Below are 14,417 nucleotides of genomic sequence, written 5' to 3'. Positions count from 1 at the left end.
GTCCTTCGGTCCAGCGGAAGAAATCGTTTTTTGCATGACTTAACTTAGACCTCAACGTAACGACGTTCGAGGTGAAGTACATGCAAGCCGAAGTTTCAGATAAACCCGTCGCCGTTGATCCGGTAGCCTTGCGCCGCGCGTTCGGCACCTTCGTGACGGGGGTGACGGTCATCACGACCCGCGACGCCGAAGGCCGCCCGCGCGGGATGACGGCAAACTCGTTCACGTCGGTGTCGCTCGATCCGCCGCTTCTCCTCGTATGCGTAGGAAAGGGCGCCTCGAGTTTTCCTGTCTTTCAGGACACCGATCACTTCGCTGTCAATCTGCTGCACGAAGCGCAGACCGACGTCTCCAATCTGTTCGCCTCCAAATCCGCCGATAAATTCGCGGCCGTCAGCCACGACGGCGTCCACACCGGCGCCCCGGTGCTGACGGAATGCCTGACGTGGTTCGACTGCACGGTCCATGACCGGGTGGATGCAGGGGACCACACGATTCTCATCGGCCGGGTCCAGGCCTTTGGAACCAGTCCCTCTGCGCCGCTAGGCTTTTGCCGCGGCCGCTACGCGCAGGTCAAGAATCCGTTGCCGCCTGGCTGGCTCTCATCGCACAACATGATTGTCGGCTATCTCATCGAGGCAGAAGGGTCGCTGCTGCTGGCAAGCGATGGCAAGAACGGCTGGACGTTACCCAACGCGCCACATCGGCTCGTCAATGGCCGGCTTCCTATTGCAGGAGGAGGCGATCTGGAATTGCTGCCCGACGACACATTCCTCTATTCCGTCTTCGACGCAGCCGGCAGCGACTCCGGTTACCTGATCTACCGCGCCCGGCTCGCGTTGCCGCGTGCGGCCTGCGAGATCCCCGGGAACTTCCGTTTCTTCCCGCTCGACCAGCTTCCGTACGACGACATTCCGACGATGGAAATTCGCGGAATGCTGCGGCGCTATGTGACCGAGAGCGCAGGAGGACGGTTCGGCATTTACATGGATTCACACGACGGCGGCCGTGTCGCGATGGTGAGCGCAGCACAGCCACACATGCACACGCAGATGCAGCATCCGCAACCTTGAATTTGGAAAGGACATGATGAAAACGACAGTCGAAAGTTTGCAAGGGTCGAGACAGAATCTATTCATCCATGGAGAGTTCACACCTCCACGCAGCGGCCAGTATGTATCGAGTTATGACCCCACGACGGGCGAGCCCTGGTATGAGTTTGCGCAGGCGAATGCCGAGGACGTGGACGCCGCCGTGCGTTCGGCGCAAGCGGCGCTGAAGAATCCGGCGTGGCGTCGGATCACGCAAACCGATCGCGGCAAACTGGTGCGCCGTCTCGCAGATCTCGTCCTCGCAAATGCGGACGAACTGGCGCTGATCGAATGCCGCGACAACGGCAAGCTCATCAAGGAAATGCGTGCCCAGATGCGGGCTATCCCTGACTCGTATCTGTACTTCGCCGGGATGGCCGACAAGCTTCAGGGCGACACGATTCCCGTCAACAAGCTCGACACGCTGAATTTCAATTTGCGTGAACCGATAGGCGTGGTGGGGATGATCATCCCGTGGAATTCGCCGCTGATGATGCTGACGGGTACGCTCGCGCCGTGTCTCGCGATAGGCAATACAGTAGTCGTAAAGCCTTCGGAACACGCGACGGCTTCGACGCTCGCGCTCGCTGAACTGGCGATCGAGGCGGGGTTTCCGCCGGGCGTGTTCAACGTGGTCACCGGCGACGGTATGACCACCGGCGATGCGCTCACGCGCCATCCTGGCATCGCCAAATTCGTCTTCACCGGCAGCACGGTGACCGGTCGCAAGATCGCCGGCAACGCGGCAGAAAATCTTGTCCCCTGCCAGATGGAACTGGGAGGCAAGTCGCCGCACGTTGTGTTCTCGGATGTCGATGTGGAGCGCGCGGTCAACGGCGTGGTGTCGGGCATCTTCGCGGCGGCCGGGCAAACCTGTGTGGCGGGTTCCCGCTGTTTCGTCGAAGCACCAGTCTATGAGCGCTTTGTTGAGGCGTTGGTCGAGCGTACGCGTCGTGTCAAGGTAGGGCATCCAATGGCCGACGACACGGATATCGGGCCGCTCGCCCTCGCCAGTCAACTCGATAAGGTAGTGGGTTACGTTGCGTCCGGTGTGAACGAGGGCGCGAAGATCGCGATAGGCGGGGGCCAGCCGAAGGACTCGGCGCTATCGCGTGGCTGGTACTTCGAGCCGACCGTGATGACGCAGGCTCGCAATGAGATGCGCTTCATGCAGGAGGAGATTTTCGGACCGGTTGTGGGCGTGGTTCCGTTCGACACGGAAGAGGAACTCATCGCGCTCGCGAACGATACCGAATACGGCTTGGCCGCGGGCATCTGGACCCAGAACATCGACCGCGCGCTGCGCTTTGCACGCGACATTGAAGCGGGCACGGTCTGGGTCAACACGTATCGCTCGGCGGCTTATATGTCCGCGAACGGCGGCACCAAGCGAAGCGGTTACGGGCGTCGTGGCGGCTTCGAAGTGATGCGTGAATTCTCGCGCCTGAAGAACGTCGTGATCGACTACTCGGGCGCCATGCAAGACCCGTTCGTTATTCGTTTGCGCTAAGCCACGCGCCTCGCCAAAAAAACCAAGCCAAGAGACCCATTATGAAATTTGCCATCTCAATCAGCATGGAGCGGTTTTCGCCGACGGATTCAATGTCGACCGCCATGTCCAATATGCTTGCGCTGGCGCGCATAGCCGATGAAGGCGGGTTCGAGACGCTCTGGACCGCCGAGCATCACACCATTGAATGCACCGTTTCGCCTAATCCGTTCGCTATCCTGACTTGGCTGTCTCAGCACACGCAGCGCATCAGACTCGGAACGGCGACGCTGGTTGCGCCGTACTGGTCCCCTATCCGGCTCGCAGGCGAAGCCGCCATGTGCGATCACCTGACCGGTGGACGCCTCGAATTCGGGATTGCGCGCGGTGCGTACCAGTACGAGTTCGATCGCATGGCCGGCGGCATTCCTCAGCAGGAGGGCGTAGGGTATATGAAGGAGCTCGTGCCGGCCGTGCAGAAGCTCTGGGCCGGCGATTATGCGCATGATGGCCACTACTGGAAATTTCCGCTTGCGACGTCCGTGCCCAAGCCATTGCAGCAGCCGCATCCGCCTATTTGGGTTGCCACGCGTGACCCCGGCAGTTTCGACTGGGCCGTGGGTATTGGTGCGAACATCTTGTCTACACCGTTGTCCGCGCCACCGGCTGAAGTCGTGGTGCTCGGCGAAAAATTCCGCAAGGCGGTGGCCGACCATCCCGAGCGTGCGCGCCCGCGCTTCATGATGCAGCGGCGCACCTGCGTATACGATCGCCCTGATGACTGGCAAACCGCTGTGCGACACAGCGTGGATTACGGCCGCACCTTCGAGAACCTGATGCAGAACATTGGCACCGTCACCGACGGTTTCCCTGAGCCCGTGCCTTACGAAACAGTGGCAAATCGCGCCAACTACGACCCCGTCAACATTCGCGACAACCTGATGTTCGGCACGCCGGACGAAGTGATCAGGAAGCTGCAGATTTACGAGGACCAGGGCGTCGATCAATACTGCCTGGGCCTCTCGTTCAATCTGCCGTTCGAGCTGCAGGTCAAGACGCTGCGCCTCTTTATCGATGAAGTGATGCCGCATTTTGCCGCCCGCGATGCTGAACTCAAACGGGATTCGCAGGGCGAGCCGAGCGCCGCGGCTGCGGGGTACTGAGCCATGGACGCCGCCAGGACTTCAACGACGCAAATGGTGGGTGACCGCACGTTCACCAGCCGTGGCGTGGTGCTGAATTATCGGCTTCAGGGGGAGGGTTCGCGCTCACTGGTCTGCATTCACGGCGTGGGTTCGAGCCTCGAAGCGTGGGAAGGCGTTGCCGCAAAACTTGGCGACATTTTCCGCATCCTGACGCTGGATCTGCGTGGTCATGGGCGCTCATCGCTGATCAAGGGGCGCTACGAGATCGATGATTTCGTCGGTGACGTGCTGGCGCTCGCTGACCATGTCGGCTTTGCGCAATTCGATCTCGCCGGTTTCTCGCTCGGTGGCCTGATTGCGCAGCGGCTGGCGCTCACGCACGCACAGCGCCTTCGGAAGCTCGTGTTGCTGGCCACGGTAGCTGGCCGTACGTCCGAGGAGCGTGAGCGGGTCGCAGCGCGGCTTGCTGCGCTGCAAGCCGGCGACCGGGGCTCGCACTACGATGCGTCGTTGTCGCGGTGGCTTACCGAAGGGTTTCAGGAGCGTAATCCGGAGCTGGTCGCGCGCATGCGCCAGCGCAACGCCGAGAACGATCCCGACTGCTACGCGTCCGCCTATCGCGTGCTGGCACAAACGGACTTCGGCGGTCTTATCGATCAGATCAGCGTACCGACCCTGATCGCGACCGGAGAGGAGGATCAGGGTTCCAATCCGCGCATGGCTAACTTCATGCACCAATGCATCCCCGGTTCGCAACTAGAGATCCTGCCCGCCCTGCGGCATTCGATCCTGATCGAAGCGCCGGATCTCGTCGCGACAATGATGCGTCGCTTTCTGGCGGGTGAAGATAAGCAGATGCGTGAGGAGACGGGCCGATGATTGTCGAAGAGCGGATCTATCGGATCAAGAACGGCCGCATGGGCCGTTATCTTCAACTTGTGCGCGAGGAAGGGTTGGCGATCCAGCAGCCCATCCTTGGTGGTCTCGTAGGGTATTTCACGACCGATATCGGCCCCTTGAGCCAGGTGACGCATTTGTGGGCTTACGCAGACCTTCAGGACCGGGCGCGCCGCCGTCAGCAACTGGCGGACGATCCAAGATGGCAGGCTTTCCTGCCCAAGCTGTCAGAGAACATCGAGCAGGCGGAAAACAGGATTCTCGTGCCCACGGACTTTTCACCGTTGCAGCATCTGTCCCGTTCCGCCGGCTCTCAAGAGGAGAAGAGGCTATGACCGAGCGCTTGAAGATCGAGCACTTGTACAAGGTGTTCACGGACAAGCCGGAGAGGGCGTTGGCAATGCTGAACGCCGGGAAAACCAAGTCGGAGGTGCAGGAGACGCTGGGCCAGGTCGTCGGTCTCGACGACGTTTCCCTGAGTGTGCCGTCGGGTGCGATGTACATGATCATGGGACTGTCGGGTTCGGGCAAGTCCACGCTGGCACGCTGCATTAATCGGCTCAACGAACCGAGCGCCGGGAAGATCCTGCTGGACGACGAGGACATCTGCACGCTCGACGAAGCCGGTTTGCGTGATGTGCGGCGCAATCGGATCTCCATGGTCTTTCAGCATTTCGCGTTGCTGCCGAACAGACGGGTTATCGAAAACGTCGAGTTCGGGTTGAAGCTGCGCGGCATGTCGGCCCCCGAGCGGCGCAAGCGCGCCGAGGAAGTGCTGAGCGTTGTCGGCCTCGCGCGCTGGGGATACCACATGCCGCATGAACTGAGCGGCGGGATGCGTCAACGCGTTGGCCTGGCGCGTGCGCTTGCCACCGATGCCGACATCCTCATCATGGACGAAGCGTTCAGCGCGCTGGACCCGCTGATCCGCACCGAGATGCAGGACGAGTTGTTGCGCCTGCAGCGCACGTTAAGCAAGACCATCCTGTTCATCACACATGACTTCCAGGAAGCGCTCAAGCTCGGCTCGCGCATTGCCATCATGTCGGAGGGACGGCTTGTGCGTGAAGGCACGCCGCAATCGATCGTGCTTGAACCGGGCAGTGATTACGTCGCTGCGTTCACCCGTGAAGTCGACCGCGGAAGACTGTTCGATGCAGGTTCGGTGATGACGTCGCTCGTGACCATCCTGCGCGGCCCGGCCGGGATCGTGCTGGGCGACGCTTCCGGCGAACCGGGACCGGGTTTCATGCTCGACGCCGATGAGCGCATCCTCGGCACCGTGACGGCGTCCGGGATCGAACTGGCACGCGGCGGCTCGATGCCCCGGCCGGACACCCGCTTCACCTGCGTACCCGCTCATACCAAGCTTGTCGACGTCGCCGGCAGTTATCGCGCCGGTGGAACGATCGGCGTCATAGACGACACCGGCCGGCTGATAGGCCGTCTGGAAGCCGGGCAGATTCTTGCCGGCATTGGCGCTCCGAGCGCCGCGGGAGTACGCCATGTTAATTAAAGCCGATGATCTTGCAGTGCTGCCGGTCGGCGATTGGATTCAGCACGGTGTGCAATGGATCGCGCTCAACCTGCGCCCGTTTTTTCTGCTCATCAAATGGCCCGTCGAACGGCTATTGCACTTCAACGACAGCGTGCTTCACGCGATCCCGTTCCCGCTCATGTTGTTGTTGATGTTCCTGCTCGCGTGGCGGTTGGCGAGCCTTGGGGTCGCTGCGTTCACCGTAGTGGGGCTGATCGTGATTGCGATGCTGGGCGTCTGGGCTCAAGCCATCACAACGCTCTCGCTGATCGCAACCGCAATTGTGTTCTGCGCGGTGATCGGCATTCCGATCGGCATTTGGTGTGCGCGCAGCGACCGCGTCTGGCGGATCGTCCGTCCGGTGCTGGACATCATGCAGACCACACCGACGTTTGTGTATCTCGTGCCGGTGGTGATGCTCTTTGGCGTGGGTACGGTACCGGGCGAGGTCGCGGTCGTCATCACGGCCATGCCGCCGCTCATCCGCTTCACTCACCTCGGGATTCGCATGGTCGACCATGAGATTGTTGAAGCGGGTCTCGCTTTCGGAGCAGACAAGCGTCAGCTTCTTTGGGAGGTGCAGTTGCCGCTGGCAATCCCGACCATCCTTGGCGGTCTCAACCAGACCGTGCTCACCGCCATGGTGATGTCCGTAGTGATCGCGATGATCGGTGCCGAGGGCCTTGGCCTGGTGGTGCTTCAAGGGCTGGGACGTCTCGATGTCGGCCAGGCGGCCATAGGCGGTATCGCTATTGTGCTCCTCGCAATGATGCTTGACCGGATCACCCAGAAGTTGGCCCAGTCGAAGGGCGGAACCCGCAGCGCGCTTCTGCCGGTGCTGGCGAGGTTTATCCGGGGTGGACGAATTCCACGGGGCACGGCGCCAGACACGGCCCGCGATGCGGAAAAAGCCCTGTAATGACGTATCGGAAATCGGGTGATATTAGTAAAACTAAGTAAACATACACAAAGCGCGTCTGGTTTGAAAACCAGACGATCGAACGATCACGAAAGAGGAGCATTGATGAGATCATTTGTCCGGGCAGTAAGCGCACTCGCAGCTGTCGCAGTTGTCGGCCTGACATCGGCGAGGGTGGTTGCAGCCACGCAGACCACGCCAACGCTGCCCGGCGATGGCAAGACGATTCACTACGCGCAAGGCGACAGCCTTGGCGGGAATTATGTCGCGGCACAGATCGTGATGAAAGCAATGAAGGCGCTCGGCTACGACGTGAAGCTGAGCACGATGAACACCACGCTGTTCTTCCAGGCTGCGGCGCAGGGGGACGAGGATCTGGCGACCGATGTAAATTTCCCGCAGCGCGAGCCAGGTTTTCAAGCTGTTGAGAAGCAGGCGCAAATAGTCGGCAGCGGCATGATTGTAGGCGGCGGCATCAATGGCTATGTCATCGACAGGAAGACTGCGCTTGCGTACAACATCACTAGTCTTGAGCAGTTGAAGGATCCCAAGATAGCGGGGCTGTTCGGCAGCGACGGGCGTGCGGAACTGATCAGTTGCGACCCGGGCTGGAGTTGCGGTGACGTAGTGGACTACCAACTCGATAAATTCGGGCTCAAGCAAACCGTCCATGCCGTGCGCGGCAAATACGAGGCGTTGATGGTAGATGCAGTTACGCGCGTGAAGGAAGGCAAGCCCGCGTTTTTCTACGCCTGGAGTCCGTCCTGGGCAACGAACGCACTGGTTCCGGGAAAGGACGTGGTATGGCTGCCTACGCCCGCGGATGCCTTGCCGCCCAATGTGCCCAACAAGGGAACGGCCCTTGTGAAAGGAGTGGAAGGCTGTGCTGGCGGTGCTGACCCCTGCCGCATGGCGATGTCGTCATGGAACTTCGATTCCGTGGCGAACAAGGAGTTCATCGCCGCCAATCCCGCAATCAAGTTGCTGATCGAACAGATCAAATTCCCTGTCGCAACGTGGTCGCAATGGGAGTATGCAATCAGTAAGAACGGTGGTTCGTCTACGCAGATCACGAAGCTCGCCGACGATTGGCTCGCGGGCAACAAACCGCAATTTGAACAGTGGGTTGCAACGGCGAGCAAGGCGCGATAACACGGTAGTGTCGATGCCGTCCGGTGCGTCGTTCGGTTCAGTTCAGCGCATGCACCATGGCACATACAGCAAAGACTCGACGGCCCAAGCCCGCGTGCGTCGCCACCGGGAATGAATGGAAACGTGCGCGGCCTATGTGCTTCAGGCGATCGCCCGAAAAATCCAATAGAGCGCCCCGGCCAACGCAATGGACGCCGGCAGCGTCAGCACCCAGGCCAGCACCAGGCTTCTCAGGGTGTTCCATTGGAGGCCCGATCCATTCGCTGCCATCGTGCCCGCGACGCCCGACGTCAGTATGTGCGTGGTCGATACCGGGAGTCCGTATAGATCCGCGGCTCCGATGGTCAGCATTGCGACCACCTCTGCCGATGCGCCCTGACCATAGGTCAAGTGCTGCTTGCCGATTTTTTCGCCGACCGTCACGACAATCCGCTTCCAGCCGACCATCGTGCCGAGTCCCAGTGCAATGGCAACCGCGACCTTGACCCATGTGGGGATGAATTTGGTCGCGTGATTAAGTTGCAGGTTGTAGGCATTGATAGTGGTCAGGTCGTCGGCCGTGAAGGCAGGCTGCTTTGACGCTTCCATCAGACGAATTGCTTCCGACACCACATACATGCTGTTGCGGACATTGTCGACCAGGCTTGGCGGAACGGTGCTGATCGACCCCGCTGTTGTGACCTGCTGGGCCACGGTGTCGGTCAGTTGTTTTATCGCCGGCAGCGTTGCCTGCGTCATCTGACGGGTCCGCACATATGTTTCGACATCCGCGCGAGGGTTCGCGGAAGTGGCGGAGCTCGGAGCGTACTTGCCGAACACGGCGGATGCCTGGTGTGCAGCGTTCACGAAAGTCTGCGTTTGCGCGGGAGTGACTGCTTTGTTCAGAGCATAAGCTGTCGGCACCGTGCCAATGAGGATCAGCATGATCAGGCCCATACCCTTCTGCCCATCGTTCGATCCATGGGCGAAGGAGACTCCTGTACAGGTCAGGATCAGCACGCCGCGAATCCAGAGCGGAGGTGGCTTGTTCCCGACTGGTTCCGCATAGAGCGCGGGGACGCGCACCACGGCCTTGAGTATCAGCAGAAGCAGCCCCGCGAGCAAAAAACCGACAATCGGCGAAAACAGCAGTGACTTTCCGACACCGACCGCCTGCGCCCAGTCGACCCCGCTGGTGCCGGAGGGACCGCGCATCAGCTGATTCATCAGGCCGACGCCTATGATCGAACCAATCAAGGTATGCGAACTGGAGGAGGGGAGTCCGAAATACCAGGTTGCCAGGTTCCAGACGATCGCCGCAATTAATAGCGCAAACACCATGGCGAAACCCGCGTGCCCGCCCACCTGCAAAATCAGTTCGACGGGGAGCAACTGCACAATCCCGAACGCTACCGCGCCGCTGGAAACCATGACGCCCGCAAAATTCCACGCGCCCGACCAAAGCACGGCGAGATTCGGTGTTAGCGAGTGAGTGTAGATAACGGTGGCCACGGCATTCGCTGTGTCGTGAAAACCATTGACGAACTCGAAGCCAAGCGCGATCAGCAGCGCGAACCCGAGCAGGACGTAAGGGAATGCAGAGCTTTGTTGAACCGGCTCGAGATCTATGACCAGATGAACGGCGACGTAAGCGACGCCAATGGCGATGATCAGCAGGAAGATTGCCAGACTCGCGCTACGAGCACGCTCGCTGACCGCACTTGTCTGAGGAAACATGAGATCTGGCATGATCATTTCCCGTGACTGCAGGACTGCTATCGTACAACTAGCCTTCAAATGGCTCAGTGAAGGATTTATTGCATTTATATTTCGGATACCTGTCTATTGTTTTTAAACATGCTGCTAACTAACCGGCCGTGTCCCTTGCTGATGGGGTAAACATTCATCCGTTCCGCTGTAGAATCCGAGCTAATACTCGCTTTCTAACAGGTCGGATCGTGACGACGAATAAGCGTCAATCATTAAAGCCGCGAAAGATTCCACAGCAATCCCGTGCCGAACAAACCGTTGCCACGATTCTGGAGGCAGCGGCCCGCGTGCTCGAAACGAAGGGGATGGACGGGATGAATACCAATCTCGTCGCGCAGCGCGCGGGCGTTGGCGTCGGCTCGCTGTATCAATACTTTCCCAACAAGGACGCGCTTATTGTTGCCCTTAGCAAGAGGGAAGGGGCCGTGTTCTTTGCAGAGGCTGCAGGCGCATTGAGCGAACCCACGGGTCAGGGGGCATTGAGGCACCTGATTACCGTCTCGGTCCACCAGCAACTGCGTCGTCCTGCGCTTGCACGCGCACTCGACTTCGAGGAAAACCGTCCCGCCATTGCCAATGAACTGGCGACATCGAAGGCTGCTTTCCGCGAGGTGATTCGGCAGATTCTGACCCGTGAGGACATTCCAGCGCAGCTAAACATGGAGACCGCGGCTGACGACCTTATCGTGGTCGTTCGCGCCATGGTGGACGCAGCGGGAGAGCGCGGTGAAACGGATCGACGAGATCTGGAAAGCCGTGTCAGCCGTGCCTTATTCGGATACTTGGGGATTGTGGATCGTCAACCCGGAAAGGCGCGAGCCCGCAAATAGGCGCCTTTCCGGGCTGCGGAAGAACGTCTTCAGGAGTCGTCGAGTCACCACCGCGTGCATCCTGGTTCCGAGATAGCGAGAGCTGTTCGGGCGGCTTTGGAAATGCGAGCAATCGTTCATACGTTGCTGTGGCACATGCCTAAAACCCCCGTCATTTCTGGGCTGTGGGCCAAGGCGGGTGCACGGTCTAATGCGAGTTTTAAAGTCGAGCAATTACTCGCAAAATAGACCCTGTGGAACATCGCACGATCGGCACAACCGCATAGCGGTCCGATCGGTGACCGTTCCCTCTACGGCGCATTTCAACCTTTCCGCGAGATCGATCATGAATCTTCATAAAGAAGCAAAGCTGAACCACCTGAGCTTTCCCACTACCAACGTAGCCGAAACGGCTGCATTTTTCGAGAAATACCTCGGCTGCGAGATCGTCGCCGCTGGAGAGAGCTGCCTGCTCAAACGGGATGGTTTTGACATCGTTCTGGACCACGTCACGGAGGAGGTGCCAGTTTGGCCCAAAAACTTCCACTTCGGCCTGGAGCTCGAGAGCCTGGATGATGTCCATACCCTGTATAAGGAATTTCTGGAGGGCGGCGTTCGCATGGAAACGGAGGTCTTTAACAACTCGCGTGGCTCGCGGTTCTTTTGCCGCTCGCCTGGTGGCGTCCTGATCGAGGTCAACACCCGCGCAGATATGCACAAACAGGATCAATGGCAAAAGCTGTTCTAAAAGGAGATGTGAATAGCATCCGAAACATATGCCTCCATCAAGTGGAGCTCAACACTCCGGCTTTGGCGTATCAATGCCGCCATAGGCGCTTTATCGACCATAGCCGACGATCGCGCGGTCAAGCTGAATAGTTTGTTCGGCACCAAAACGCGATGACTCTGATAATGGCGATCAAAAGATGTAGGAACTCAAAAAGATAAGGATTACATAACATGATCTGCAAGCCTCGCGAGCGACGAGATCAACGGTCAGATCGTCAAGGTGAACGGTGACGGGAACTGATCGACCGCTGGAGGCGCAATCGCTTGAAGATTCGCAAGCAGTAGTTGTAAGAGCGACTGCTCCTCCACCTTCATTCGTACGAGAAGACGCTGCCGAATTTGTCCATGCGTTCGAGCGCCATGCCCGAGCCACGCACGACGCACGTCAGGGGGGCTTCAGCGACGAGCACCGGCAAGCCGGTCTCTTCAGCCAGCAGGCGGTCGAGATCTCGCAGCAGTGCACCGCCGCCCGCGAGCATGATGCCGCGCTCGGCAATGTCGGCGCCAAGTTCCGGTGGCGTGTTTTCGAGCGCGATTTTGACTGCCGAGACTATCTGGTTCAGCGGATCGGAGAGGGCTTCGAGGATCTCATTGCTGGATACCGTGAAGCTACGCGGTATACCTTCGGACATGTTGCGGCCCCTCACTTCCATTTCCAGGACTTCCGAGCCGGGGAACGCGGAGCCTATCTGCTTCTTGATCGCTTCAGCGGTCTGCTCACCAATCAGCATGCCGTAGTTGCGGCGGATATAGTTGACGATCGCGTCATCGAATTTGTCGCCGCCAACGCGCACGGAACCCTTGTACACAATGCCGCCAAGTGCAATGACGCCGACTTCGGTGGTGCCACCGCCGATGTCGACCACCATGGAGCCGGTCGCCTCGGACACAGGCAGACCGGCACCGGTTGCGGCCGCCATGGGTTCTTCGATCAGGTAGACCTGCGAGGCTCCGGCGCTATGCGCGGCCTCCTTGATTGCACGTCGCTCGACCTGGGTGGATCCGCAGGGCACGCATACAACAATCCGCGGCGATGGTGCCAACATGCGGGGTTCGTGGGCCATCCGGATAAAGCGTTTGATCATTTGCTCGGTAATGCTGAAGTCGGCGATCACGCCGTCCTTCATCGGGCGGATGGCTTCAATGTTGCCGGGCACCTTGCCGAGCATTTGCTTGGCTTCCTTGCCCACGGCCAGAATGGTTTTTTTGGCATTCGGGCCGCCTTCCTGACGAATTGACACGACCGAGGGTTCGTCAAGGACGATACCCTTGCCACGCATGTAGATCAGCGTATTCGAGGTGCCGAGATCGATCGCCAGGTCGTTGGAAAAATAACTGCGCAGAAAACCGAACATTCAAAATCCTGTGTTGCTTGACGCCAAGCGCTTGGCTCCGCCACGTGCGACCAAGCTGCGGTCGGGAACGGACAGGGTAACAGTTTCGGGGGAACGGAGCCGCAGCGTAGCACGCACGGTATTGTCGACCACGACCTGCATGCCTGGAGATGGCGGGGCTGGCCGTAGATGAGATCCGGCCATCCAGCATAGCCGCGCTGCAACGGATCGGCCGTCTGTCAGCAATGGCTGGCTCCAGCGATCAGGGCTTCGCATCCTCTTGCCTGGAGCCCATGGCTGCGGCAAGGCGGCTTTGCGCCGCGACGAGCTGGTCATCCGTAGTTGCCACCAGCCACAGGCGTGCGTGCTGCGCGATCAGGCGGTTGTGGTCCTTCAATGGGCCCATCGCCGAGGCGGCCTTCCAGACCACCGGGCCGATCCGGCTTTTTCTGCCCGATACCGCGCCTACCAGCAGGCAGTAAGGTCCCAACGGAAGCGATACAAACGGAAGTCCCGGAGTGGCGCGCACGCGCCAGTCGATGAAGGGCGTCTCGCTGATCAGCAGCGGCGTGGGCAAGCCGTAAAGCACGCTGAAATCGTACAGCGCCAGTTGCTCCCGCATGCCGGTGTAAATACGCCGGATGTCTTCTACAACCGCCGCGCGGATCTCGTCGTCGAACATGGCCTCCTGCGCATAGCGGGCCAATGCCTCCCGAGCCTCCAGTTGATAGGCGCTAAACAGGCCGAGCTCCACGCAATCCTGCACCGCGCGCTGAACTTCCGCTACAGAACCGGCTTCCTCTGGCGTGCCTAATTGCGCCGCCCGCAAAAACCGGGCAAGACCCGCGTCCTGGATCGAAGGACCATCCGCGGATGGATCGTCTTTAGCGTCTTTATCAAGAGCTACATAGATATAGTTCTCGGCTGCGAAATGCGATTTCTTGCCTTCATCGAACTTGATTTCGCCATCGACGCAGTCGAGATAGCGGGTCCCAATCCGACCATGCTCCCAAATCCAATTTTTCAGGAGCGGACGTAGTGGATGTAGTCGGTCATGATCTGCCATTGAACCCTCCAAGTGCCTCAGTATAGTTCCAAGTAGACGATTGTCCTCTGGAGGGCTTGGCGATCGCTGAAACCTATGGATCGGCCGTTTCGAATCACGCCGGGTGACGTGTTGCTGGCTCAGAGGGGCCCCGCGCGATCGGCCGGCATCAATCCGTTTGAACCCGTTTGACCCTGTCAGCCTCCCCGCACTTCAAGTTCAGGTGTCAGGTTGATGGGGCGGTCTATGCCTGTTGGACCGTCGCTGCTTGTTGCGGCCTCATGATCAGAATGTTATAAAGCTGCGTCGGAAAAGGCAGACTTGGTTTGGTAAGCCCAAGTCCTTTCGGTAACGAAAGCTCTGGTCTTTGGCTTCGTGCATAAGATCCCCACGACGAACATGTGACGCCCCCAGGCGTCCGAACGTTCGTCCGTGTGGTTCTCATTCTGAAGAACGCTCCG

General features: G+C 59.5%; 13 protein-coding genes. 10 read left to right on the top strand and 3 right to left on the bottom strand.

The window, feature by feature from the left end; all coding sequences use genetic code 11:
• Positions 1-80 precede the first annotated feature (80 nt).
• From SBC1_RS18645 to proX, 8 genes are all read left to right on the top strand, one after another.
• Complete coding sequence (locus tag SBC1_RS18645) at positions 81-1,073, top strand: flavin reductase (protein WP_165099691.1); 993 nt, start codon at positions 81-83, stop codon at positions 1,071-1,073.
• A gap of 16 nt (positions 1,074-1,089) precedes the next feature.
• Entirely contained in the window at positions 1,090-2,601 is a 1,512-nt protein-coding gene (locus SBC1_RS18640) for an aldehyde dehydrogenase (RefSeq protein ID WP_165101541.1), read from the top strand.
• A 41-nt stretch (positions 2,602-2,642) separates the two neighbouring features.
• Entirely contained in the window at positions 2,643-3,743 is a 1,101-nt protein-coding gene (locus SBC1_RS18635; protein ID WP_165099697.1) for an LLM class flavin-dependent oxidoreductase, read from the top strand.
• Between the two features lie 3 nt (positions 3,744-3,746).
• Positions 3,747-4,604: an alpha/beta fold hydrolase gene (locus tag SBC1_RS18630; RefSeq protein ID WP_165099699.1), complete on the top strand. Its 858-nt coding sequence runs from the start codon at positions 3,747-3,749 to the stop codon at positions 4,602-4,604.
• Positions 4,601-4,957 carry an NIPSNAP family protein gene (locus SBC1_RS18625; RefSeq protein WP_165099705.1) on the top strand — a complete coding sequence of 119 codons (357 nt, stop codon included), beginning with the start codon at positions 4,601-4,603 and terminating at the stop codon, positions 4,955-4,957. The genes SBC1_RS18630 and SBC1_RS18625 overlap by 4 nt, the downstream gene beginning before the upstream one ends.
• Positions 4,954-6,138, top strand: a complete 1,185-nt coding sequence (locus SBC1_RS18620) for a glycine betaine/L-proline ABC transporter ATP-binding protein (protein WP_165099709.1) — start codon at positions 4,954-4,956, stop codon at positions 6,136-6,138. Before SBC1_RS18625 ends, SBC1_RS18620 begins: the two co-directional genes overlap by 4 nt.
• Positions 6,128-7,078 carry a proline/glycine betaine ABC transporter permease gene (locus tag SBC1_RS18615; RefSeq protein WP_165099712.1) on the top strand — a complete coding sequence of 317 codons (951 nt, stop codon included), beginning with the start codon at positions 6,128-6,130 and terminating at the stop codon, positions 7,076-7,078. Before SBC1_RS18620 ends, SBC1_RS18615 begins: the two co-directional genes overlap by 11 nt.
• 105 nt (positions 7,079-7,183) lie before the next feature.
• Complete coding sequence (gene proX, locus SBC1_RS18610) at positions 7,184-8,230, top strand: glycine betaine/L-proline ABC transporter substrate-binding protein ProX (protein ID WP_165099722.1); 1,047 nt, start codon at positions 7,184-7,186, stop codon at positions 8,228-8,230.
• A 141-nt stretch (positions 8,231-8,371) separates the two neighbouring features.
• Here the strand turns inward: proX and SBC1_RS18605 are convergent, their stop codons facing one another.
• Positions 8,372-9,958 carry an inorganic phosphate transporter gene (locus SBC1_RS18605; protein WP_165099727.1) on the bottom strand — a complete coding sequence of 529 codons (1,587 nt, stop codon included), beginning with the start codon at positions 9,956-9,958 and terminating at the stop codon, positions 8,372-8,374.
• Between the two features lie 335 nt (positions 9,959-10,293).
• Here SBC1_RS18605 and SBC1_RS18600 point away from each other — a divergent pair, with 335 nt between their 5' ends.
• Both SBC1_RS18600 and SBC1_RS18595 read left to right on the top strand, forming a co-directional pair.
• Positions 10,294-10,809, top strand: a complete 516-nt coding sequence (locus SBC1_RS18600; RefSeq protein ID WP_371826759.1) for a TetR/AcrR family transcriptional regulator — start codon at positions 10,294-10,296, stop codon at positions 10,807-10,809.
• Between the two features lie 325 nt (positions 10,810-11,134).
• Positions 11,135-11,536, top strand: a complete 402-nt coding sequence (locus tag SBC1_RS18595; protein WP_165099739.1) for a VOC family protein — start codon at positions 11,135-11,137, stop codon at positions 11,534-11,536.
• 352 nt (positions 11,537-11,888) lie between these two features.
• Here SBC1_RS18595 and SBC1_RS18590 read toward each other — a convergent pair whose 3' ends face one another.
• A complete protein-coding gene (locus SBC1_RS18590; RefSeq protein WP_165099746.1) occupies positions 11,889-12,932 on the bottom strand; it encodes a rod shape-determining protein in 1,044 nt (347 codons plus the stop codon).
• A 241-nt stretch (positions 12,933-13,173) separates the two neighbouring features.
• Positions 13,174-13,977, bottom strand: a complete 804-nt coding sequence (locus tag SBC1_RS18585) for a hypothetical protein (protein WP_165099751.1) — start codon at positions 13,975-13,977, stop codon at positions 13,174-13,176.
• Between the last annotated feature and the right edge of the window lie 440 nt (positions 13,978-14,417).

The sequence above is a fragment of the Caballeronia sp. SBC1 genome, assembly GCF_011493005.1.
Lineage (GTDB): Bacteria > Pseudomonadota > Gammaproteobacteria > Burkholderiales > Burkholderiaceae > Caballeronia.
Note: the sequence above shows the minus strand (reverse complement) of the source record. Positions and strands in the feature narration are given on the sequence as shown.

Bases quoted from the DNA above. Each gene is read 5' to 3' on its own strand.
- SBC1_RS18600 (WP_371826759.1), top strand. From the start codon at position 10,294: ATGAATACCAATCTCGTCGCGCAGCGCGCGGGCGTTGGCGTCGGCTCG.
- SBC1_RS18625 (WP_165099705.1), top strand. From the start codon at position 4,601: ATGATTGTCGAAGAGCGGATCTATCGGATCAAGAACGGCCGCATGGGC.
- SBC1_RS18640 (WP_165101541.1), top strand. From the start codon at position 1,090: ATGAAAACGACAGTCGAAAGTTTGCAAGGGTCGAGACAGAATCTATTC.
- SBC1_RS18605 (WP_165099727.1), bottom strand. From the start codon at position 9,958: ATGCCAGATCTCATGTTTCCTCAGACAAGTGCGGTCAGCGAGCGTGCT.
- SBC1_RS18595 (WP_165099739.1), top strand. From the start codon at position 11,135: ATGAATCTTCATAAAGAAGCAAAGCTGAACCACCTGAGCTTTCCCACT.
- SBC1_RS18590 (WP_165099746.1), bottom strand. From the start codon at position 12,932: ATGTTCGGTTTTCTGCGCAGTTATTTTTCCAACGACCTGGCGATCGAT.
- SBC1_RS18615 (WP_165099712.1), top strand. From the start codon at position 6,128: ATGTTAATTAAAGCCGATGATCTTGCAGTGCTGCCGGTCGGCGATTGG.
- SBC1_RS18585 (WP_165099751.1), bottom strand. From the start codon at position 13,977: ATGGCAGATCATGACCGACTACATCCACTACGTCCGCTCCTGAAAAAT.
- SBC1_RS18620 (WP_165099709.1), top strand. From the start codon at position 4,954: ATGACCGAGCGCTTGAAGATCGAGCACTTGTACAAGGTGTTCACGGAC.
- proX (WP_165099722.1), top strand. From the start codon at position 7,184: ATGAGATCATTTGTCCGGGCAGTAAGCGCACTCGCAGCTGTCGCAGTT.
- SBC1_RS18635 (WP_165099697.1), top strand. From the start codon at position 2,643: ATGAAATTTGCCATCTCAATCAGCATGGAGCGGTTTTCGCCGACGGAT.
- SBC1_RS18630 (WP_165099699.1), top strand. From the start codon at position 3,747: ATGGACGCCGCCAGGACTTCAACGACGCAAATGGTGGGTGACCGCACG.
- SBC1_RS18645 (WP_165099691.1), top strand. From the start codon at position 81: ATGCAAGCCGAAGTTTCAGATAAACCCGTCGCCGTTGATCCGGTAGCC.